Here is a 19998-nt window from a genome sequence, read left to right on the forward strand (position 1 = left end):
AGGCGTTGGGCGGTTGTTCTCCCAGCACAGCGCCTTTTGCTCGCGTACCGGTAATCCTTCCCTTATCTGAGGAAGGGGATGGCAGCAATGGGCATCGACGGTGGGCCGCGTACGGCTGTGGTGATCGGCGCCGGTGTGGTGGGTCTGTCCACCGCCTGGTTCCTGCAGGAACGCGGCGTGGAGGTCACCGTGGTCGACCGCGACGGGGTCGCCGCGGGCGCGTCATGGGGCAACGCGGGCTGGCTGTCCCCGGGGCTGGCCATTCCGCTCAACGAGCCCGGCGTGCTCCGTTACGGGCTGCGCTCGCTGCTCGACAAGAACGCTCCGCTGCACGTCCCGGTCACCCCCGACGTGGGGCTGTGGTCGTTCCTGACCCGGTTCGCGCTGCACTGCAACTGGCGTTCGTGGGGCCGCGCCGTGCGGGCCAACCTCCCGTTCAACGAGGAGTGCCTGGAAGCGTTCGACGTGCTCACCGGCAACGGCGTCGAGGCTCCCACCATCGAGGCGCCGATCATGGCGGCGTTCGAGACCCAGAAGCAGGCGGTCTCGTTGCTGCACGAGCTGCGCCGCATCAACGACTCCGGCCTGGAGATCCGCTACGCCGCGTTCGAGGGTGACGAGCTGCGCGCGCAGATGCCGCAGCTCTCGGCCGGCGCCACCGCCGGTGTCCGGCTCGACGGCCAGCGCTACATCGACCCCGGCGCGTTCACGCACGCCCTGGCCGCCGCCGTCACCGCGCGCGGCGGCGATATCCGGCCGGGCTTCCGGGTCACCGGTGTGACGTCCGAGGCCGGCGGGCACGTGGTCCGGTCCGGCGCGGGCGACGAGGTCAAGGCCGACGCCGTGGTGCTCGCCACCGGCGCCTGGCTGAACAAGCTCGGCGCGGAGTGGGGCGTGCGGACGCGCGTCCAGGCCGGGCGCGGCTACTCGTTCACGGTGCCGACCGACGAGCCGGTGCCGAGCCCCCTCTACCTGGCGGCCGTGCGCGTCGCCTGCACCCCGTACCAGGGCAAGCTGCGGGTGGCGGGCACGATGGAGTTCCGCGACGCGGACGCGCCGCTGTTCGAGCGCCGGGTCGAGGCGATCATCAAGTCGGCCCGGCCGCTCATGACCGGCGTGCGCTGGGAGGAGCGGACCGACACCTGGGTCGGCGCGCGTCCCGTCACCCCCGACGGCAAGCCGCTGGTCGGCGCGACCCGGGTGCCCGGCGTCTACGTGGCGGGCGGGCACGGCATGTGGGGCGTCACGCACGGCCCGGCCACCGGCCGCATGCTGGCCGAGCAGATCACCACGGGCAAGACCTCCGCGATCCTGCGCGAGTTCGATCCCACCCGCTGACACACGCGAAAGGCCACCGCCCCTGGAGGCGGTGGCCTTTCCTGCTTCGGCTCAGAAGCCGATGGACTGGTTCCTCAGCCGGTAGCCGTTCGGGCAGTCGAGCACGTGGCGGCGACCGGTGAACTCCTCCCTGACCTCCACGATCCGGGTGCCGCTGTCGCACCGGATCCAGTGGACGTAGTCGCCCCGGTTGCGGCAGGTGGCCAGCGAGGCGTTGCCGTTGTCGACGGTGCGCAGCTGGCACTCGAAGCGCTCGCCGGTGGCGGCGCTCGCGCTCCCGCCCATCGCGAGGAGCCCGGTGGCGAGCATGGCGGGAACGGCAAGCGAGATGAGGGTCCGCTTGAGCATGAAAACCTCCTGAACGAGGCGATACTTGGCTGTATCGCACCTTTCGTTACGGCGCGTTCACGCCGCGTAGCCATGCTGTCCCCCTGGGCGCGCGAAGCGGGGGACTGGCAGGGCCGAAGAGGTTCAAATCTCCGTCACGTCGGCGGGGCTTCTCGGGCATAGCGGTGTGAACCCCACGGGAACGGGAAGACGGCCCGAACACCATGATCCACCCTGTCCACGGACGTTACGCATCCACACATCACCAGTTGGCGGGCAGGCCGGGCGTGGTCGCGGGCAGGTCGTGGCCCGGCGGGTGGATGACGTAGACCACGCCGCCGCTGCTGGAGCCGCGCAGCCAGACGTTCTCGAAGGCGGCCCGAGGATAGACGCGGCGGACGGCGGCGTTGGTGGCCGAGGCCGGGTCGTTGGCGATGACGTCGCCATCGGCGGTGAAGCCGACCACGACCATGATGTGGCCGTTCGTGCCGTAGCCCGCGCCGGGCAGCTCGTTCTTCTTGAACGACTGCGAGGTGATGACCGGGATGCCCGCGGTGATCAGCTTCTCCAGCTCGGTGAGCGTGCGCAGCCGGGTGACGAAGCCGTCCATGCCGTAGCGGCCCGCGTAGGCGGTGTTGAACGGCCAGTTGCCGGCGCCCTGGTAGGCGTGGTCGTAGGTGTGGCGGGCGGCGTGGTCGACCTCCGGATCGGGATCGGACGGGTCGACCCAGGCGGTGTCCTCCGCGCTCGGCCAGCGGCCCCAGTAGCCGAGCACCATCGTGGTCGAGGTGGGGCTGCACCAGGCCTGGCCGCCGCCGTCCCACTCGGGGTAGTGGCCGGAGTGGACGCTCTGCGAGCGGCGCGGCACGTCCAGCTCGGAGCCCCAGGCGCCGCCGCCGGGGCTCACCGGCACGGTCTTGCGGTCGGGCACGTTGGAGGCCATGGCGCCGAGCGTGCGCACCCGAGGCACGACGGACGAGCCGGGCGCGCGGTAGAGGGTGACGCGCAGCTGGTAGGCCGAGATCTGCCTGCCCTCCGCCGCGACCAGCGTGTCGACGGCCACCCGGGCGTCGTCGTCGCCCTGGCCCGGCACCGACGTGCGGTCGATGTCGCCCTCGCCGTAGGCCCACCGGCCGAGCACGTACCACTTCGTCAGCCCGGAGGAGTTACGGGCGCGCGCCTCGACCTGCACCCAGCTGCCCGCGGGGACGTCGGCCGTCCAGGACGCGATCAGCTCGGTGGCGGTGAACTCCAGCGGCCGCTCGGGGCCGGTCCAGCGGGCGTACTCCCACGTCCTGGTGCCGAGGCGGTCGGTGTAGGAGGTGGTGCCGGCGGCGGTGGCGAAGGCGAGCCCGTCGCCCGCGCTGGTTCCCTCGGGCGTGCCGGCGGCGAAGTCGGCCCGGTCGAACACCACGTCGGCGGCGCCCGCGGCGGGCTTCTTCGGGGCGGCCTCGGCGGGCGCCGTGAGCGCGGTCGCAAGGAGGACGGTGGAGAGGAACGCGGTCAGCGTGCGCATGGACCCACCTTCGTCGGACGCGGCCTGGTCAGCCGACAGTAGGCGCGCCGCCCGGGTCACGCATCGGGGAATCTACGTAGTCACTTGTAGTGACCCTTGGCCTTCCCCTGGGGCTGTGAGTTGCCGGGCGTCTTCGTACGGGCCCGGCCGGAACCGTCGGCCGCCCGTCTGGCGGGGGACGTGGTGTGTCCGGTGACGGCGGTGCGCTGCGTGTGCTCCGTGCGGACCTGGACGCCCTGCTCGCGGGCTTCTCCGGCGCGCGGCCGCGACGAGGGCTCGGCCCTCATGACACCGCTGGGCGCGTCGGCCGTCGGCTGCGGCATCGGGTGGGCGTGCCGGCGCGGCGCGGACGCCGAGTTCAGCGACACGGTGGCGATGACGGTGGTGACCAGGGCCGCGACCGCGGCGGCCTCCCGCCACCGCGAGGCCATCAGCCGCCCGGCCCTGGCGGCCCTCGGCGCCGTCGCCGCGGTCAACGGCCGGGTCCTGGCACGCTTGGACCGGCCGGGCACCTGCCGCAGCAGCTCCTGCGCCCGCGCGGCGTCGGCGCGCTCGGACGGGTCCTTGGTCAGCATCGCCGTGATGACCGGCGCCAGCTCGCCCGCCTGCTCGAAGGGCGCCGGGTCGCGGGTGAGCACGGCGTTGAGCGTGTCGGCCCGGCTGCCGCCCTGGGCGAACGGCGCCCGCCCCTCCACGGCGGTGTAGAGCGTGGCGCCCAGGGACCACACGTCGGACAGCGCGGTCGCCCGCTCGCCGGAGGCGCGCTCGGGGGCGAGGTAGGCGGGCGTGCCCATCACCATGCCCTGCTGGGTGAGCGTGGAGTCGTCGTCGAGCGTGGTGGCCAGCCCGAAGTCGGTGAGCACGGCGTGGCCGTCGGCGGTGAGCAGGATGTTGGCCGGCTTGACGTCGCGGTGCAGCACCCCGGCGGCGTGCGCGGCGCGCAGCGCGGCCAGCACCTCCAGCCCGATCCGGGTGACGGTCGGCACCGCCAGCGCGCCGCGGTCGTAGATCTCGTCGGCCAGGCTCCGCGACCGGACCAGCTGCATGACGATCCACGGCCGGTCGTTGGCCAGCACCACGTCGTACACGGCGGCGATGTGCGGGTGGTGGAGCCGGGCGGCGATGCGCGCCTCCCGCATGGTGCGCTCGATCAGGACGTCGCGGTGCTCGGGCGGCGAGGCCGGGATGGACAGCTCCTTGATCGCCACCTCTCGGTCGAGCAGCTCGTCGTAGGCCCGCCAGACCGTGCCCATGCCGCCCCGGCCCAGCTCGGACCGCAGCCGGTAGCGTCCGGTCAGTAACCGTCCCTCGTCGCGCGCGTCGAGCATGGCAGCAGACTTACCCGACCGTCGCCGCCCCACACAACGCGTCCTCCGGACTCCGTTTGAATATCGTTGTCATGGACGCCCTGGACGGGCCCTCCGACCCGTACGCCCCGACTCTGCCGGAATCGGCCCCGGGCCGCGCTGATCCATGCATACCATTAACCGCATACTGTCCCTTGTCCTGCTTGATAATCATCCCTATGATTCGCCTAAAGACGGGCCTGTGGCACGGTTGTCTACCCTGCCCGCCAGGCTGACGAGCAGAGGATTTGGATCAGTGGGAAGAACCACCCGAGTGGGCATCGCAGTGGTCGCGGCGGCACTGCTGGCGGCGTGCGGCGGCCAGGCGGCCGCCCCTGGCGGGGGCGGCATGTCGACGGCGGCCTCGACCTGGGACGAGGTCCTGAAGAAGGCGTCTGAAGAGGGCACGGTGTCGCTGTACTCGGCCCTGCTCCCCGAGGTGAACAAGGAGCTCGAGACCCGCTTCGAGAAGACGTACCCGGACATCGACCTCAAGATCACGCGCATCGTCGGACCTGAGGTCAGCGCCAAGCTCGACGCCGAGCTCAAGTCCGGGTCGCTCGGGGCCGACATCGTCAACCACGTCAACTACGAGTGGGCGAAGACCAAGGCGGACGAGGGGCTCTTCGCCGAGCCAGTCGGCCCCAACGGCGCCGGTCCCGAATGGAAGGGCACCCCTTACCTGATCGACGATGTCCTGCAGACGTCCGCGCTCACCGCGCTCGGCATCGCGTGGAACACGGAGAAGGTGACCGACCCGCCGGCCACCTACGAGGGTCTCGTCGACCCGAAGTACGGCGGCGGCCAGCTCGGGCTCGTGGACAACCTGGCCGCTCCCATGGCCGACCTGTACGCCTGGCTCGAGGACACCTACGGCGCCGACTACCTGACGAAGCTGGCGGCGCTCAAGCCGAAGTTCTACCCGAGCGCCGTCCCGCTGCAGGAGGCGCTGCTGTCCGGCGAGATCTCCATCGCCCTGTGGGGCGCCAACTCGACGGTCAAGCCGATCAAGGCCTCGGGCGGTCCCATCGACTGGCTCATGCCCGACCCCGGCTGGGCGCCGATGAACCTGGGCTACATGTTCAAGGAGTCGAACAACCCGAACGCGGCCCAGGTGCTGTTCGACTTCATGGCGTCCGCGGAGGGCCAGGAGTCGCTGGCCAAGGACAACCTCAGCGTCCTGCCGAACGTCGCCGGCGCGGTCGAGGCCCCGAAGGAGCTCACCCTGCTCGACCTCACCCGGGCGACCAAGCCCGGCTGGCTCGGGTCGGCGCAGAGCGAGTGGAAGCAGACCTTCGGTCGCTGACGCCCGTCTCTCCCTTCTCCACCAGTCCGCTCCATCGGAGGCCGTAGTAGTGAAAAGCATCAGTGAGGCGCCGCCGGCGGCGGCCCGGCGCGGCACGGACCCGAAGGGTGGGACCAGGTCCGGCCTCTCCCGCCGGAGAGCGCTGCGCCGCCATGCCCTGCCGATCGCCGCGATCATCGTGATCGGGTACCTCGTGCTGGCGCCCCTCGTCCGCCTGCAGCTTCTCGCGCTGGCGGACGGCGGCGCCGGCTACGCCCGCGGCTTCGGCACCGCCGACATCGCGCGCACGATCCTCACGACGCTGCTGCTCGGCCTCGGCTCCCTCGTCATCGGGCTGGTGTTCGGGGCGGTGCTGGCGTGGTACTCGATCCAGCTGCCGCCCCGGGCGCGCTGGATGGCGTCGCTCCCGATCCTGCCCATCGTGGTGCCGCCGGTCGCCAGCATGATCGGGTGGGGGCTGCTCCTCGCCCCGAACTCCGGCACGGTCAACCGGTTCATCCGGTCGCTGCCCTTCTGGACCGGCGGCGACACCGGGCCGATCGACGTCTTCACCGTCCCGTGGATCGTGTTCCTGACCGCGCTCGGGCTGACGTCGTTCGTGTACGTGTTCCTGCGGGCGGGCCTGCTGCGGGTCAACTACGAGCTGGTCGAGGCCGGGCGCACGGCCGGGGACGGGCCGGTGGGCGTCTTCTTCCGCATCCTGCTGCCCGTCGTGCGGCCCTCGCTCATCTACGGCGGCGCGGTGGCGCTGCTGCTCGGCCTGGGCCAGTTCACGGCGCCCCTGCTGCTCGGCTCGATCAAGAACGTCAAGGTCCTGACGACCGAGGTGTACTTCTTCGCCAACGCCGGCCTGGCGGACTACGGCGCCGCCGCCGCGGTCGCGTCCCCGCTCCTGCTGGTCGGGTTCGGCATCGTCGCCCTGCAGCGGATGCTCCTCGGCGAGGAGCGGCGGTTCGTCACCGACGGGGGGAAGACCTCCCGCTACTCCGCGCGGCGCAGCCCGGCCGCGGTCGTCGTCATCGGGCTGTTCTCCGCCGTCGTGGCGCTGCTGCCGCTGCTGGCGCTGATCGCCGCCTCCCTGTCGCCGTTCTGGACCGGCCAGATCGACGTGAGCACGTGGAGCCTCAAGAACTTCCGCGAGCTGTGGGACACGCCGACGGCGGTCAGCGCCGTCCAGACGAGCCTCGTCGCCTCGGGCATCTCCGTGCTCGTGTCGCTGCCGATCGGGTACGTGCTGGCGGACATCCTGCACCGCCGCTCGCTCGACGCCCGCGTCCGCGCGATCGTCGACATCCTGGTCTCGCTGCCGCTGGGGGTGCCCGCGGTGGTGTTCGGCGCCGGGTTCCTGTTCACCTACACCGCGCCGCCGTTCGTCCTGTACGGCACGCCGTGGGTCCTCGTGGTGGTCTACGTGACGCTGATGCTGCCGTTCGCCACCCGCATGCAGCTCGCGGCCCGCATGTCGCTCGGCGACAGCTACCAGGAGGCCGCCCGGGTCAGCGGGGCCGGGCCGGTGCGCACGCACCTCCAGGTCGTCATCCCGATGATCCGCGGCTCGCTCGGCGGCGCGGCCGCGCTCATCTTCGTCCTGCTCACCCACGAGTTCGCCGCGTCGCTGCTGGTGCGGTCGACCCGGACCCAGGTCATGGGCACGACCCTGTACGACCTGTGGCTCAACGTTTCCTACCCTCTGGTCGCCGCCATGGGACTGGTGATGTGCCTGGTGACGGCCGCGGGCGTCATCCTCGCGGTACGGCTCGGGGGCTCCAAAGCATTGGAGAGTTTGTGATGTTCGGTATCGAGAACCTGACGAAGACCTTCGGGTCCGGAGCGGGCCGTTTCACCGCGATCGACGGGCTGAACCTCGACATCCAGGAGGGCGAGCTGGTCGTGCTCCTCGGGCAGAGCGGTTGCGGGAAGACCACGGCGCTGCGCTGCGTGGCGGGCCTGGAGAGCGCCGACGAGGGCGTGATCCGCTTCGGGGACACCGTGGTGTTCGACTCCGGCAGGGGCGTCGACGTCGCCCCGGAGAAGCGCGAGCTGGGCATGGTCTTCCAGTCGTACGCGCTGTGGCCGCACAGGACGGTGCGTCAGAACATCAGCTACCCGCTCAAGGTGCGCAAGCTGACCAAGGCGCTCAAGGAGGAGAAGTGGGTCGAGCAGGCGGCCGACCTGGTCGACTGCGGGCCCCTGCTCGACCGCTACCCGCACCAGCTGTCCGGCGGCCAGCAGCAGCGGGTGGCGCTGGCGCGCGGCCTCGTGTCACGGCCCCGCCTGGTGCTCATGGACGAGCCCCTCAGCAACCTGGACGCCCTCCTGCGGGTCCGCGTCCGCAACGAGCTGCACGAACTGCACCAGCGCCTGGGCTTCGCGGGCCTGTACGTGACCCACGACCAGTCCGAGGCGATGGCCCTCGGTGACCGGGTCGCCGTCATGAACAAGGGCCGGATCGAGCAGATCGGCACACCCCAGGACGTCTTCGAACGTCCCGAGACGTCCTACGTCGCCAACTTCGTCGGTATCACGAACGTCCTGGACCTGGTCCGCGAGGACGGCCGGTGGCGGCTCAAGGCGGCGCCCGACGAGCCCGTGGAGCCGGCGTCGCTCCCGGAGGAGCTCGGGGCGGGGTGCCAGGTGCGGTTCCGGCAGTCCGACGCCGTGATCGTGCCCGCCCCCACGTCCCGGTCGTGCCTGCGTTTCCAGGCCACCGTGGCCGACTCCGTGTACGTGGGCCGCAGCTACGACGTCAGCGTCAGCCTGGGCGACGTCCGGCTCAACGCGCGCGCGGACGCGGCCGTCGCGGCGGGTCTCGACAGGGGCAAGCCGGTCACCGTCGAGGTGCCGTGGCCGGCCTGCGTCTGGTTCGGGACCGACGGCCTGCGGGTGCCGGTGGGTGACCTCGTCTCGTCATGAGGGCCGCCGGGCCGGCATGCCGGCCCGGCCGCTCTCACGCGACGATCGCGCCGATGGCCGTCGCGTCGAAGGCCGTGTTCACGTGCGGCCGGCACCGGTTGAGAGCCAGGGGCATGTCCAGCGCGGCGACCCCGGTCACGATCCCGTCCCTGGTGTAGACCGCGAGGAAGCCGTGCTCGTCGTCGCGCAGGACGCGCAGGTCGTCCGAGGGGGCAGGGGCGCCCAGGCACTGCAGCTTGGAGCCGTGCTGATCGCTCCAGAAGTACGGGACGTCGGAGAGGCGCCGGGGCGGCGCGTCCGGCCGGGCGATGTTGTGGCCGACGACCACCGCCGTCGCGACCGCGTGGTTCCAGTGTTCGGTGCGCCCGTGGCCGGCGATGCTCGCCACGTCGCCGACGGCGTGGACTCCCTCGACGGGCGTGGCCCCGGTCTCGTCGCACGGCACCCCGGCGGCCGCGTCCAGCCCCGAACCGGCGAGCCACTCGACGTTGGGTACGCCGCCGACCGCGCCGACCACGACGTCCGTCGGCAGGACGTCGCCGTCGTCGAGCGTGACCGTGAAGCGGCCGGCCTCCGGCTCGGCGCCTGTGATGCGACGCCCGAGACGGAGGCCGACGCCGTGCCGGCGGTGCAGCGCGGTGACGCGTTCCGCCACAGTGGGCCCCAGCGCCCAGAGCGGTGCGGACCCGGCCTCGACGACGGTCACGGACCGCCCGAGGCTCCTGGCCGCCGAGGCGATCTCCAGGCCGAGGAAGCCGGCGCCCACCACGGTGACGTGCGCCGCGGCGAGGACGGCGTCCCGTACCTTGCGGGAGTCCTCCCAGGTGCGCAGGGTCAGCACGGGCAGCGCGGGGTGGATGGCGGGCAGCGCCCGCGCCCGTACGCCCGTCGCGATCACCAGGTGCTCGAACGGCAGGCGGGCGCCGTCGGAGAGGACGAGCCGCCTGTCCGGCCCGTCCAGCCGGGTCGCGCGGACGCCGCGGATCACCTCGATGCCCTGGTCGGCCAGGACCTCGCCGGACCGCAGCGGCGCCGGCTCCGCCGAGTCGCCGACGAGCGCCGCCTTCGACAGGGGCGGCCGGTCGTAGGGCAGCCAGGGCTCGTCACCCACGATCGTGATCGGCCCGGCATGCCCGAACCGCCGCAGGTTCTCCGCGGTGCGAAGCGCCGCGAGACCACCACCGGCGATGACGACGGGTCCTGGCATCTGCTCTCCTCGGGTGCTGTCTTGACTTTACGCCCATATCAAGGATAACAATTCCTACCATAATCATAGTTGGAGCCCAGGCGTCCGGGCTCTGGTCGTAAGCAGTGCGGAGGGGCAGGCATGACACGCTCATCTATCCTCGATCCGGAGGTCGCGGCGGATCCCCACGCCTTCTATCGGGAACTCCGCGCCGACGCCCCCGTCCTCCAGGACGCGCGGCTCGGATCGTTCCTGGTGAGCACGTACCGCGGCGTCTCCTCGGTCTACAAGGACGCGCGCTTCTCGACCCGCGCCTACACCGGGACCCTTGAGGCCATCCACGGCCGGACGGTCCTGTCGATGGACGGGCTCCTGCACGCGAAGAACCGCGCCCTGCTCACCCCGCACTTCCGCGGCCAGGGCCTCGACCGCGTGCACGCCCTCATCCACCGCACCGCCGCCAAGATCCTGGAGCAGATCGTCCCGCGCCGCGCCCAGCGGCTGGCCGACGAGATGCGCGACAGCGCGGACGGCTCGCGCGTCGACCTCGTGGCCGGGTTCGCGCATCGGTACCCGATCGCGGTGATCGCCGACATGCTCGGGCTGCCGGAGTCCGACCACGAGCTGTTCGCGGGGTGGTACGGCAAGATCATGGCGTTCGTCAGCAACCTCTCCGGCGACGAGGAGGTGCACCGTCAGGGCCTCCAGGCCAGGGCGGACCTGGCCGGCTACATGGCCCCGCTGATCGCGTACCGTCGCGAGCACCCCGGCGACGACCTGATCTCGATGCTCGTCCAGTCCCAGGTGGACGACTACCGCATGACCGACGACGAGGTGCGCGCGTACATCAGCCTCCTGCTGACCGCCGGTGGCGAGACGACCGACAAGGCGTTCGGGAGCCTGTGCAAGAACCTGCTGGTCGGCGGCGAGTGGGCCCGGGTGCGCGACAACCGCGACCTGGTGGACGCGGCGATCGCCGAGACGCTGCGCTTCTCCCCGCCCAGCCAGATCACCACCCGCATGTGCGAGGAGGACGTCGAGCTGGAGGGCGTCCAGGTGCCCGCCGGGTCGACCATGCTGCTGATCGCGGCCTCGGCCAACCGGGACGAGTCGCGCTTCGAGAGGTCCGAGGAGTTCGTCATCGGCCGCCCCGACCTCGACCCGGCCCGGGCCTTCAGCGGAGCGGCGGGCCACCTCTCCTTCGGCACGGGCCGCCACTTCTGCCTCGGCGCGATGCTCGCCAAGACGGAGATGGAGGTCGGGCTCAACCTGCTCCTCGACTCGTTCCCCGGCATGCGGCTGGCCGACGACGCCGAGCCGGTCGACGTCGGCCTGCGCACCCGCGGCCCGCGCGACCTCTACGTGCACCTGGCCGCATGAGCAGGCTCGACGGCAAGGTGGCGCTCGTGTCGGGCGGCGCGGCGGGCCTCGGCGCGGCCTACTGCCGGGCTCTGGCCGCCGAAGGCGCGCGGGTCGTGGTGACCGACGTGGCCGCCGAGGCGGCGCGGGCGGTCGCCGTGGACTGCGGGCCGCACGCCTCGTCCGTGGCGCTCGACGTCGTGGACGAGTCCGCGTGGGCGGCCGCGACCGACCACTGCCGCCGGCGCTACGGGCGCCTCGACGTGCTGGTCAACAACGCCGGCATCGTGCACAGGACCGCCCTCATGGAGACGGACGCGGCATCCTTCCAGCGGGTGCTGGAGGTGAACGCGTTCGGCACGTTCCTGGGCATGAAGGCGGTCGTCCCCCTCATGCGCGAAGGCGGCGGCGGCTCCATCGTCAACGTGTCGAGCACGGCCGGGATGACCGGCTTCCCCGGCATCATCGGCTACACGGCAGGCAAGTGGGCGGTGCGCGGGATGACCAAGGCCGCCGCCGTCGAGCTCGCCCCGTACGGGGTGCGCGTGAACACGATCGTGCCCGGCCTCGTCGAGACCCCCATGACCGCCGACTTCGCCGGCCCGGGCGGCAGCCTGCGGCGGAAGAAGGGGTCGGTGGACGAGGTCGCGCCGTTGGTCGTGTTCCTCGCCTCGGACGAGTCGGCTTTCTGCACGGGCGCCGACTTCGTCGCCGACGGCGGCGAGACCGCGGCGACACCCGCCGTGCGGAGTTCCCCATGAGGTTCGGCAGGAAGGGACGCTGATGAGCGCCTACAAGATAGAAGTGGACCTGGACCAGTGCCAGGCGCACGGGATGTGCGTCGCCACGGCGCCCGGGCTGTTCGGGATGAGGCCCGACGACTCGAAGGCGATGCCGCTGGCCGACGTCGTGAGCGGTCCGGAGGCCGAGGAGGCGGGCCTGGCGGCCGAAGGGTGCCCCGAGCTCGCGATCACGCTCAGACCGCTCGGCGACTGAGAGGGAGGAGCCATGCCCGACTGGGCCGCACTCAACACCCTCCTCGGTGACTTCGCCTGGGGTCTCGACACGAAGGACCCGGACGCGGTCCTGGCCTGCTACTGGCCGGGGGCGCGCTACAGCGTCCAGGCCGCCGACGGCACGCTCTACGGCCCCCACGAGGGTCACGACGCGATCCGGGCGCACTTCGGCGGGACGATCGGCCGGCAGACGGACACCCGGCGGCACGTGATCACCAATGTCCGCGTCGCCTCCGTCGCGGGCGCCACCTCGACGGTCGCCGCCTACCTGTCGCTCATGGTCACCGTCGACGGGGTGCTGCGGCCGAGGTGCACCGGGACCTACCGCTTCGTCGTCCGGGAGGAGGGCGGCGAGCTCAGGTTCGACGAGAGCTCCGTCACCCTCGACGGCGCTTTCTGACGTCTTCAGCCGGGGTGCTCCAGCAGGTAGTCGCGGAGCACCACGGCCTGGTTGTGCTCGGTGTCCTTGGCCGAGTAGAGCAGGGTCACCGGCCCTTCGGCGGCGGCGTCGAGCAGCGGGCGCAGCGACTCGCGGCCGGCGTCCAGCTCGGCCCGGTAGCGTACGGCGAACTCGGCGAACCGCTCGGGCCGGTGGCCGAACCACTGGCGCAGCTCCTTCGACGGCGCGGCGTCCCGCAGCCAGCCGTCGAGCCGCAGGTCGTCCTTGCGCACGCCGCGCGGCCACACCCGGTCCACCAGGAACACGGCGCCCTCGGCCGGCCGGTCTTCGTACACGCGCTGGATGGTGATGGATCCCACGTCTGCTCGCCTACCCTCTTCCGGCCAGGACACCACGCGGTGGCCGGGAGAAGGTAGGGGCGGACGGCGTACGGACGGGTGCCGAAGGTCCCATCGAGCCGGGGTCGTACGGCTCTGCCCGCGTGATCGCCGGTGCGGTGAACTGTAACCAGCAGCAGGCACCCCTGAAAGGACAGGAGCCATGGCCACCACGTACGACCGCCCCACGGCACGCAGGATCCCGGTGCAGATTCCCGAGGCGCACACCCGCCGCCCCGTCGACTACGTGTGGGCCATCGCCCGGATCGCACTGGGCTGGACCTTCCTGTGGGCCTTCCTCGACAAGACCTTCGGCCTGGGCTTCGCCACCACGGCCGAGAAGGCCTGGCTGGCGGGTGGCAGCCCGACCACCGGCTTCCTGAAGGGCACCGAGGAGAACGCGCTCGGCGGCTTCTTCACCGCACTCGCCGGCCACGCCTGGGTCGACTGGCTGTTCATGCTGGGACTCCTCGGCATCGGCCTCGCGCTCATGCTCGGCATCGGCACCCGGGTCGCGGCGGTCGCCGGCGGCCTGATGATGGTGATGATGTGGGCGGCGGCGCTGCCCCTGACCACCAACCCCTTCATGGACGAGCACCTCGTCTACACCGTCGTCCTGGCCGGTCTGGCCATGGCCAACGCGGGCGAAACCCTCGGCCTCGGCAAGACGGCCATCGTCCAGCGGTACCCGATACTCAAGTAACCCCTTCCCCATCGGAGCCCGGTCCTCGTCAGAGGGCCGGGCTTCCGCCTTGACGTTTCCCGGTGGCGGCCTCGGATAGAGGAAGCCCGGAGTTCTTTCATCGAGAAGGATGGGGGCCGGCCATGGGCGCCGACGACAAGATTTCCAACAAGGCCGAAGAGATGAAGGGCCGTGCCAAGGAAGGCATGGGCCGCGCCACGGACGACGAGCGTCTTGAGGCGGAGGGCCGCGCCGACCAGAGCAAGAGCAAGGTCAAGCAGGCCGGTGAGAAGGCCAAGGACGCCGCCAGGCACGTCAAGGACGCCTTCAAGCACTGACCGCACGGCACTGAGGACACGCGGGCCGCCGCCGGATCGACCGGGGCGGCCCTGCCCATGACCGAATTCTGTCGGTGCGGCAGGCTACGTTGCCAGTGTCATGAACGGGACGGCACGCGATCTCATCGGCAGGGACCACCCCGCCGGGCTGCTGCGTGCCGAGATCGGCCGGGTGATCGACAGCCACGGAGGGCTGGTGCTGGTCACCGGCGAGGCCGGCATCGGCAAGACCACGCTCGTCAGCAGCGCGGCGGCGCAGGCCCGCGGCAAGGGCGCGCTGGTCGCGGCGGGTTCCTGCTGGGAGGCCGGCAGCGCGCCGGGCTACTGGCCGTGGGTGCAGGCGCTGCGCGCCCTGCGCCGCGCCGCCGGGCCCGAGCGGTGGGCGGAGGCCAGGCAGTCCGCCGGCGACGTGCTGGCCGTGCTGCTCGGCGAGGCGGCGGCGGGGGAGACGGCGCCCGACGGCTTCCAGGTCTACGACGCCGTCACCGACGCCCTGGTGGTGCTGGCGCAGCGGCAGCCGGTGGTCGTCGTCCTCGACGACCTCCACTTCGCCGACCCCGCCTCGCTGCGGCTGCTCGCGTTCGCGGCCCAGCAGACCTGGTTCGAGCGGCTGCTGCTGATCGGCACCTACCGCGACACCGAGGTCGAGGCCGCCGACCACCCGCTGCGCGAGCTGTTGTCACCGCTCGCGCTCAAGGCCACCACCATCACCCTCACCGGTCTCGACGCGGCCGGCGTGGCCGCGCTCATGACCCGCACCGTCGGCGCCGACCCGCCGCCCGACCTGGTCTCCGAGGTCCACGTCCGCACGGGCGGCAACCCGTTCTTCGTCGAGCAGACCGCCCGCCTGTGGCACAGCGGCGGCTCGGCCGGCGCCGTCCCCCCGGGCGTGCGCGACGCCCTGCTGCGGCGGCTCTCCCTGCTGCCCGAGCCCGTCTCGCGGCTGCTGCCGATCGCCGCCGTGCTCGGCAGGCGCTTCCCCCGGCAGCTGCTGGCCGCCGCCGCCCGGCAGCCGACCGCGCACGTCGACCGGCTCCTGGAGCTGGCGGTCGTCGCCAAGCTGGTGACCGCCGAAGGCGGCGGGGTCTTCGCCTTCGCCCACGACCTCGTCCGCGAGACCCTGTACGACTCGCTCGACGACCCGGGCGCCCTGCACGGCGCCGTCGTCGACGCCGTCGACCGCGACCCCGGCCTGGCCGCCCGGATGCTGCCGGGCCACCTGGCCCGCCACGCCCACCTGGCCGGTGACCGGGTCGACCCCGAGCGGGTGGTCGAGCTCCAGCTCGCCGCCGCCCGCGACGCCGGCCGCCGCATCGCGGCCGAGGAGCATCTCGGCCACCTGCGCCGTGCTCACCAGCTGAGCCGCGCCACCTCCCCCCGCACCCGCGCCAAGGCCGCGCTCAGCCTCGGCTTCGAGCTGTCCCACGTCGGCGAGCGCGAGACCGCGCGGCGGCTGTTCGGCGAGGCCTGGGCCATCGCCCGCGAGCTGGACGACCGCGAGCTGCTCACCCGCGTCGCGCTCACCTGGCTGCGCAAGTTCGGGCTGTCCGACGCGCTGCCGCACCTCCGCGAGGCGCACGCCGCGCTCGTCGGCGGCGCCGCGCCCGACGACCGGCTCGCGCTCGACCTCGTCTTCCACCTCGCGGCCCGGGCACGCGCCGGCGGCGACGACGACGCGCTGGTCTTCAGCCTCTGGGCACACCACGACATCCTCAAGGGGCCCGACACCGCCGGAGAGCGGATGCGGCTGGTGGAGGAGCTGATCGGCCTGGCCCGGCGCACCGGCGACCCCGAGCTCGAACACTTCGCCTCCGCGCTGCGCTGGGTCGCCATGATCGAGCAGGGCGACCCGCGCTACCTCGACCGGTTCCACGACTACCAGACTCTGGGGCGGCGCAGCGAGCTGCCCAGCGTCGACCTCAACACCGCCGTCGACGCCAGCATCGTCGCCGCGCTCGGCGGCCGCCTGGCCGAGGCAGAGAAGCTGCTGGCCGAGGTGCGCGACAGCGACGCCAGGAAACACCCCCACTACATCGACATGCTCCTCCACCACCAGTGGTCGATCCTGTCGTTGCAGGGCCGGTTCGGCGAGCAGGAGGAGGTCGTCCGGCTGCTCCGGGGCAGCGGCCACCTCTGCCCCGGCCTGCTGGAAGGCCTGACCGCGCTCCACACCGGCGACCTCGACACGGCGCTGCGCCGGCTGGCCGAGGGCGAGCCGCGCAACCGCATCGCCCAGCCGCTGTGGCTGCGCTTCCTGGCGGAGACGGCGGCCGCGGCCCACGACCCCGACCTGTGCGCGCGGGCCCGCGCCGCGCTGGAGCCGCACCGCGGGCGGTGGGCGGTCTCGCTCATGGGCTGGGACGTCAGCGGGCCGTTCGACCTGTGGCTGGCGCTCATCGACGCGGCCGACGAGCGCTGGGACGAGGCGATCGCCGGCTTCACCGCCGCCCACCGGTCTGCCGACCGCATGCGCGCCCGCCCGTGGTCGGTGCTGGCCCGCGTCCACCTGGCCGACGCCCTCCTGTCCCGCGCCGCCCCCGGCGACCTCCCCGCGGCTCGCGCCCTCCTGGAACACGCCGGTAAGGAGGCTACGACCCTGGGCATGCGCCACCTGACGGCCCGCGTCCATGACCTCCTCCCGGACACCACCCCTGCTTCCCCGGCACCGCCGGGCACCGACGAATCCGACGGCCTGGGCCGGTCTGGGGATGCCGGTGAGGTGCTGGACGCCGGCTGGCCGAGGGCTGGTGAGGTGGTGGGCGCTGGCCGGTCAGGGGATGTCGGTGAGCTGCTGGGCGCGAGTCTGTCGGGGGATACAGGTGTAGTGACGGGCGTTTATCGGTCCAGGGGGGCCGGTGAGGTAACCGGCGCTGGTCGGCCGGGGGATGACGGTGAGGTGACCGGCACTGGCCGGTCAGGGGGTGCCGGTGAGGTGACGGGCGCGAGTCTGTCCGGGGGTGCCGGTGTAGTGAGGGGCGCTGGTCGGTCGGGGGATACCGGTGAAGTGATGGGCGCGGGTCAATCCGGGGGTGCCGGTGAAGACACGGGCGCGGGTCTGTCTGGGAGTGCCGGTTCGGTGCTGGGCGGGCACTCGTCGAGGAGTGCCCGTTCGCGGGCAGGGCCGTCCGAGGGCTCGGGTGTGGGTCCTTCGGTGGGTGCACGCCCTGTGGCTGGGGTCGGGCCGGGTGATGCGGCTGTCGGGTTCGACGGTGCGTACGGTGCGGCGGGTCGGGGCCCAGGAGGTGGCGGTCCGAGGTTCAGCAGGGAGGGGGCCGTCTGGTCGCTGGTGTTCGCCGGGCGGGCGGTGCACGTGCCCGACGCGAAAGGGCTGCGCGACCTGCACACGCTGCTGGGCAGCCCGGGGACCGACATGCCGGCCGTACGGTTGCTCGATCCGGAGGGCGGCGAGCTGGTGGTGGCCGCCCGGCGGATGGGCGGTGACGACGTCCTCGACGAGGAGGCCAAGGCCCGTTACCGGCACCACCTGACCCTGCTGGACGAGGAGATCGACCGCGCGACCGAGCTGGGCGACGACCGGCGGGCCGCCGAGCTCGACGGCGAGCGCGCGGCCCTGCTGGAGGAGCTGCGCCGCGCGGCCGGCCTAGGCGGGCGCTCCCGCCGCCTGGGCGACGAGGCCGAACGCGCCCGCAAAACGGTCACGGCCCGCATCCGCGACGTGCTGCGCAAGCTCGACCGCGCCCACCCCGAGCTGGCCGCCCACCTCCGCGCCACGGTCTCCACCGGCTCCACCTGCCGCTACCAACCCGACACCCCCATCACCTGGCGCCTGTGACGACGCGGCGGTCAGGTGACGCTGCGGTGCAGGTGGGTGGGGCAGGACCCCGGCACCCGCGCCTGTGACACTGCGGCGGTCAGGTGACGCTGCGGTGCAGGTGGGTGGGGTAGAACCCGGCACCCACGCCCGTAATACTGCGGCGGTCAGGTGATGCTGTGGTGCAGGTGGGTGGGGTAGGACCTCGACACCCCCTGTCACTTGGCGTCTGTGACGCGCGGTGGTGAGGTGGCGTAGGTGGGTGGTAGGACCCGGATACCCGCGCCTGTGATGCTGCGGGGTCAGGTGATGCTGCGGGGTCAGGTGATGCTGCGGCGGAGGTGGGTGCGGTAGGAGTAGTGCTCCGGGAGGAAGTGGCTGATCGCCAGCTCGACCGGGGTGCCTTCGGTGTCGTGGTAGAGGCGGTCGATCCGCAGGAGTGGGTGGCCGGGGGCGCAGCCGAGGTGGCGGGCCGTGGCCGGGTCGGCGGCGGCGACGGTGATGCTCTGGTCGGCCTCCGCGATGGGCGCGCCGAGCCGGGTGTCGAGCAGCCCGATGACGGTGAACGCGCTGGTGGCCCCCTCGGCCGCGAGCTCCGGCACGTCCCGTAGCAGTCCGCCCACGTGCGGCGGCAGGAACACGGTGGTGAGGCAGAACGGCACCGCGTCGTGCAGCCGCCGGAACGCCAGGCTGCTCACGGCGTCGCTGGCCAGCCGGAGCCGGCCGGCCGCCGCCACGTCCACGCGCCGGTGCAGCGGCACGGTGATGTCCATCCGCGTGTCCACCGACAGGGCCATGAGGTCCTCGACAGAGCCGAACTGGCGCAGGTAGGTGCCTTCGCGCGGGCTGGCGAACGTGCCGCGCCCCGGGACCCTGTAGACCAGGCCCTCGGCGACCAGGTCCTGGAACGCGCGTCGTACCGTCTGCCTGCTCACCCCGTGACGTTCGGCGAGCTCGGCCTCGGTGGGGAGCCGCCGCCCGTCCGCGTAGCGGCCCGACAGGATGTCGCCGCGGACCTCGCGGGCGAGCGCGCTGTAGCTGCTCTCCCTGCGCCCGGTGCTCGCCATCGCCCGACCTCCCGTCGACCCCGCGGCAGCCTACCGGCCCGCGCCGGCTTTCCGATCACGCGAGCACCGCCGCGAAACGCCAGTCGAGGACGTCGGTGGAGCGGTTGGCGCGGACCCGCGAGCGCAGGTGCGCCAGCGTGCCGGACGGCAGCGGGTCCAGCCGCTCGACCTCGACGGTGCTGGTGAGCGTGTCGTTCTCGCGCACCGGGCCGAGGTGGTCGCAGCCGTGCCAGCCGACGACGGTGACCAGCGAGGGCAGCGCCCGCACGGCCTGGTGGAGCGCGATCCCGATGGTGTGCCCGCCGTAGACGAGGCGCTCGCCCGCCGCCGCGTCGTGGTGCACCTTGGCGACGTTGAGCGTGAGCCGGGCCAGCTCGGGGGCCGACGAGACCACGTCGCCGCCCGCCACCTCGAACACGTCGCCGACGCTCAACGCCCCGCCCTGGGGGTGGGCGGACAGGTCCCAGCCGGCCGTCACCGCGGCCAGCTCGTCGTGCCCCGGCGCGGCGCCGACGGCCGACAGGTCCTCGGCGTGGCCGGTGTCGAGGTCGCCGTCGCGCAGCGGCAGCATCGCGCACCGCCAGAAGTCGAGGACCGGGCGGCCCTCCTGGTCGGTGGTGCTGATCCGGAGGGCGGCCAGCCCGGTCGGCGTGCGGCCGGGGCGTCGCGAGTTCTGCCGCAGCCCGGCCACCTCGGTCACCGTCGTGAGCGTGTCGCCGATCGCGGGCGCCCGCCGGAACACCACGCCTCGGTAGAACAGGTTGGCCACCACGGTGTGGGTGGCGACCGTGGACTGGCCGATGGCGACGTCCCAGACCAGGTGGGGCGCGGCGAGGGCCGCGCCGGCGACCCGGCGCGACAGGCCGTGGTCGAGCGCCAGCGGCAGCCGGCAGCCGACGATCGCCTGGTGGGCCGCCGCCAGCCCTTCGGTGAGCGTGATGGCCGGGGCGCCGTCGAACCGCATCCCGGCGCGCAGGTCCTCGAAGTACGGGCCGTCCACGATCGCCACCGGCTGTCTCCTGCTCTCGTGCGGAAATATACGGCCAAATCAAAAC

Annotated in this window: 18 protein-coding genes; 11 read left to right on the forward strand and 7 right to left on the reverse strand. The window is 72.6% G+C overall.

The window, feature by feature from the left end; translation table 11 throughout:
* The first annotated feature begins 87 nt into the window (after positions 1 to 87).
* Positions 88 to 1338, forward strand: a complete 1251-nt coding sequence (locus tag AB0K05_RS14370; RefSeq protein ID WP_364229372.1) for an FAD-dependent oxidoreductase — start codon at positions 88 to 90, stop codon at positions 1336 to 1338.
* 51 nt (positions 1339 to 1389) lie between these two features.
* Here AB0K05_RS14370 and AB0K05_RS14375 read toward each other — a convergent pair whose 3' ends face one another.
* The 3 genes from AB0K05_RS14375 to AB0K05_RS14385 form a co-directional block, all read right to left on the reverse strand.
* A complete protein-coding gene (locus tag AB0K05_RS14375) occupies positions 1390 to 1686 on the reverse strand; it encodes a hypothetical protein (protein ID WP_271276797.1) in 297 nt (98 codons plus the stop codon).
* Between the two features lie 241 nt (positions 1687 to 1927).
* Positions 1928 to 3181 carry a C39 family peptidase gene (locus AB0K05_RS14380; protein WP_271276798.1) on the reverse strand — a complete coding sequence of 418 codons (1254 nt, stop codon included), beginning with the start codon at positions 3179 to 3181 and terminating at the stop codon, positions 1928 to 1930.
* 80 nt (positions 3182 to 3261) lie between these two features.
* The gene (locus AB0K05_RS14385; protein ID WP_271276799.1) at positions 3262 to 4509 is read right to left on the reverse strand and encodes a serine/threonine-protein kinase; all 1248 of its coding nucleotides are present in this window, start codon (positions 4507 to 4509) and stop codon (positions 3262 to 3264) included.
* 292 nt (positions 4510 to 4801) lie between these two features.
* On the opposite strand from AB0K05_RS14385, the gene AB0K05_RS14390 reads away from it, so the two are divergent.
* Genes AB0K05_RS14390 through AB0K05_RS14400 form a run of 3 tightly spaced genes read left to right on the forward strand, consistent with a single transcriptional unit; the run spans position 4802 to position 8746 of the window.
* A complete protein-coding gene (locus AB0K05_RS14390; RefSeq protein ID WP_271276800.1) occupies positions 4802 to 5833 on the forward strand; it encodes an extracellular solute-binding protein in 1032 nt (343 codons plus the stop codon).
* Between the two features lie 49 nt (positions 5834 to 5882).
* Positions 5883 to 7622: an ABC transporter permease subunit gene (locus tag AB0K05_RS14395; protein ID WP_271276801.1), complete on the forward strand. Its 1740-nt coding sequence runs from the start codon at positions 5883 to 5885 to the stop codon at positions 7620 to 7622.
* Positions 7622 to 8746, forward strand: a complete 1125-nt coding sequence (locus AB0K05_RS14400; protein ID WP_219542888.1) for an ABC transporter ATP-binding protein — start codon at positions 7622 to 7624, stop codon at positions 8744 to 8746. Before AB0K05_RS14395 ends, AB0K05_RS14400 begins: the two co-directional genes overlap by 1 nt.
* A 34-nt stretch (positions 8747 to 8780) precedes the next feature.
* Here the strand turns inward: AB0K05_RS14400 and AB0K05_RS14405 are convergent, their stop codons facing one another.
* Positions 8781 to 9953: an FAD-dependent oxidoreductase gene (locus AB0K05_RS14405; protein ID WP_364229376.1), complete on the reverse strand. Its 1173-nt coding sequence runs from the start codon at positions 9951 to 9953 to the stop codon at positions 8781 to 8783.
* A gap of 120 nt (positions 9954 to 10073) precedes the next feature.
* On the opposite strand from AB0K05_RS14405, the gene AB0K05_RS14410 reads away from it, so the two are divergent.
* The 4 genes from AB0K05_RS14410 to AB0K05_RS14425 are packed head-to-tail and all read left to right on the forward strand — an operon-like array spanning position 10074 to position 12707.
* Positions 10074 to 11312, forward strand: coding sequence for a cytochrome P450 (locus AB0K05_RS14410; RefSeq protein WP_364229378.1), 1239 nt, complete (start codon positions 10074 to 10076; stop codon positions 11310 to 11312).
* The gene (locus tag AB0K05_RS14415; protein ID WP_364229380.1) at positions 11309 to 12052 is read left to right on the forward strand and encodes an SDR family oxidoreductase; all 744 of its coding nucleotides are present in this window, start codon (positions 11309 to 11311) and stop codon (positions 12050 to 12052) included. Before AB0K05_RS14410 ends, AB0K05_RS14415 begins: the two co-directional genes overlap by 4 nt.
* 22 nt (positions 12053 to 12074) lie before the next feature.
* Complete coding sequence (locus AB0K05_RS14420) at positions 12075 to 12287, forward strand: ferredoxin (protein WP_148035443.1); 213 nt, start codon at positions 12075 to 12077, stop codon at positions 12285 to 12287.
* Between the two features lie 12 nt (positions 12288 to 12299).
* Positions 12300 to 12707 carry a nuclear transport factor 2 family protein gene (locus tag AB0K05_RS14425; RefSeq protein WP_364229382.1) on the forward strand — a complete coding sequence of 136 codons (408 nt, stop codon included), beginning with the start codon at positions 12300 to 12302 and terminating at the stop codon, positions 12705 to 12707.
* Positions 12708 to 12712: 5 nt separating this feature from the next.
* On the opposite strand, the gene AB0K05_RS14430 is transcribed toward AB0K05_RS14425, so the two are convergent.
* Complete coding sequence (locus tag AB0K05_RS14430) at positions 12713 to 13066, reverse strand: DUF488 family protein (RefSeq protein WP_261808945.1); 354 nt, start codon at positions 13064 to 13066, stop codon at positions 12713 to 12715.
* A gap of 181 nt (positions 13067 to 13247) precedes the next feature.
* Here AB0K05_RS14430 and AB0K05_RS14435 point away from each other — a divergent pair, with 181 nt between their 5' ends.
* The 3 genes from AB0K05_RS14435 (at position 13248) to AB0K05_RS14445 (ending at position 17897) form a co-directional block, all read left to right on the forward strand.
* Positions 13248 to 13787, forward strand: a complete 540-nt coding sequence (locus AB0K05_RS14435) for a DoxX family membrane protein (protein WP_219542892.1) — start codon at positions 13248 to 13250, stop codon at positions 13785 to 13787.
* A gap of 122 nt (positions 13788 to 13909) precedes the next feature.
* Entirely contained in the window at positions 13910 to 14104 is a 195-nt protein-coding gene (locus tag AB0K05_RS14440; RefSeq protein ID WP_148035439.1) for a CsbD family protein, read from the forward strand.
* Between the two features lie 100 nt (positions 14105 to 14204).
* Positions 14205 to 17897, forward strand: coding sequence for an AAA family ATPase (locus AB0K05_RS14445; protein ID WP_364229385.1), 3693 nt, complete (start codon positions 14205 to 14207; stop codon positions 17895 to 17897).
* A gap of 299 nt (positions 17898 to 18196) precedes the next feature.
* On the opposite strand, the gene AB0K05_RS14450 is transcribed toward AB0K05_RS14445, so the two are convergent.
* Complete coding sequence (locus tag AB0K05_RS14450) at positions 18197 to 18943, reverse strand: GntR family transcriptional regulator (protein WP_271276810.1); 747 nt, start codon at positions 18941 to 18943, stop codon at positions 18197 to 18199.
* A gap of 55 nt (positions 18944 to 18998) precedes the next feature.
* The gene (locus AB0K05_RS14455; protein WP_364229388.1) at positions 18999 to 19952 is read right to left on the reverse strand and encodes a MaoC family dehydratase; all 954 of its coding nucleotides are present in this window, start codon (positions 19950 to 19952) and stop codon (positions 18999 to 19001) included.
* Positions 19953 to 19998: the final 46 nt, after the last annotated feature.

This window comes from Nonomuraea sp. NPDC049486, assembly GCF_040676925.1.
Lineage (GTDB): Bacteria > Actinomycetota > Actinomycetes > Streptosporangiales > Streptosporangiaceae > Nonomuraea > Nonomuraea ferruginea.

Excerpts from the sequence above, each read along its gene's own strand:
- AB0K05_RS14400 (WP_219542888.1), top strand. The coding sequence starts at position 7,622 with ATGTTCGGTATCGAGAACCTGACGAAGACCTTCGGGTCCGGAGCGGGC.
- AB0K05_RS14375 (WP_271276797.1), bottom strand. The coding sequence starts at position 1,686 with ATGCTCAAGCGGACCCTCATCTCGCTTGCCGTTCCCGCCATGCTCGCC.
- AB0K05_RS14450 (WP_271276810.1), bottom strand. The coding sequence starts at position 18,943 with ATGGCGAGCACCGGGCGCAGGGAGAGCAGCTACAGCGCGCTCGCCCGC.
- AB0K05_RS14405 (WP_364229376.1), bottom strand. The coding sequence starts at position 9,953 with ATGCCAGGACCCGTCGTCATCGCCGGTGGTGGTCTCGCGGCGCTTCGC.
- AB0K05_RS14445 (WP_364229385.1), top strand. The coding sequence starts at position 14,205 with ATGAACGGGACGGCACGCGATCTCATCGGCAGGGACCACCCCGCCGGG.
- AB0K05_RS14385 (WP_271276799.1), bottom strand. The coding sequence starts at position 4,509 with ATGCTCGACGCGCGCGACGAGGGACGGTTACTGACCGGACGCTACCGG.
- AB0K05_RS14380 (WP_271276798.1), bottom strand. The coding sequence starts at position 3,181 with ATGCGCACGCTGACCGCGTTCCTCTCCACCGTCCTCCTTGCGACCGCG.
- AB0K05_RS14410 (WP_364229378.1), top strand. The coding sequence starts at position 10,074 with ATGACACGCTCATCTATCCTCGATCCGGAGGTCGCGGCGGATCCCCAC.
- AB0K05_RS14415 (WP_364229380.1), top strand. The coding sequence starts at position 11,309 with ATGAGCAGGCTCGACGGCAAGGTGGCGCTCGTGTCGGGCGGCGCGGCG.
- AB0K05_RS14425 (WP_364229382.1), top strand. The coding sequence starts at position 12,300 with ATGCCCGACTGGGCCGCACTCAACACCCTCCTCGGTGACTTCGCCTGG.
- AB0K05_RS14440 (WP_148035439.1), top strand. The coding sequence starts at position 13,910 with ATGGGCGCCGACGACAAGATTTCCAACAAGGCCGAAGAGATGAAGGGC.
- AB0K05_RS14435 (WP_219542892.1), top strand. The coding sequence starts at position 13,248 with ATGGCCACCACGTACGACCGCCCCACGGCACGCAGGATCCCGGTGCAG.
- AB0K05_RS14420 (WP_148035443.1), top strand. The coding sequence starts at position 12,075 with ATGAGCGCCTACAAGATAGAAGTGGACCTGGACCAGTGCCAGGCGCAC.
- AB0K05_RS14370 (WP_364229372.1), top strand. The coding sequence starts at position 88 with ATGGGCATCGACGGTGGGCCGCGTACGGCTGTGGTGATCGGCGCCGGT.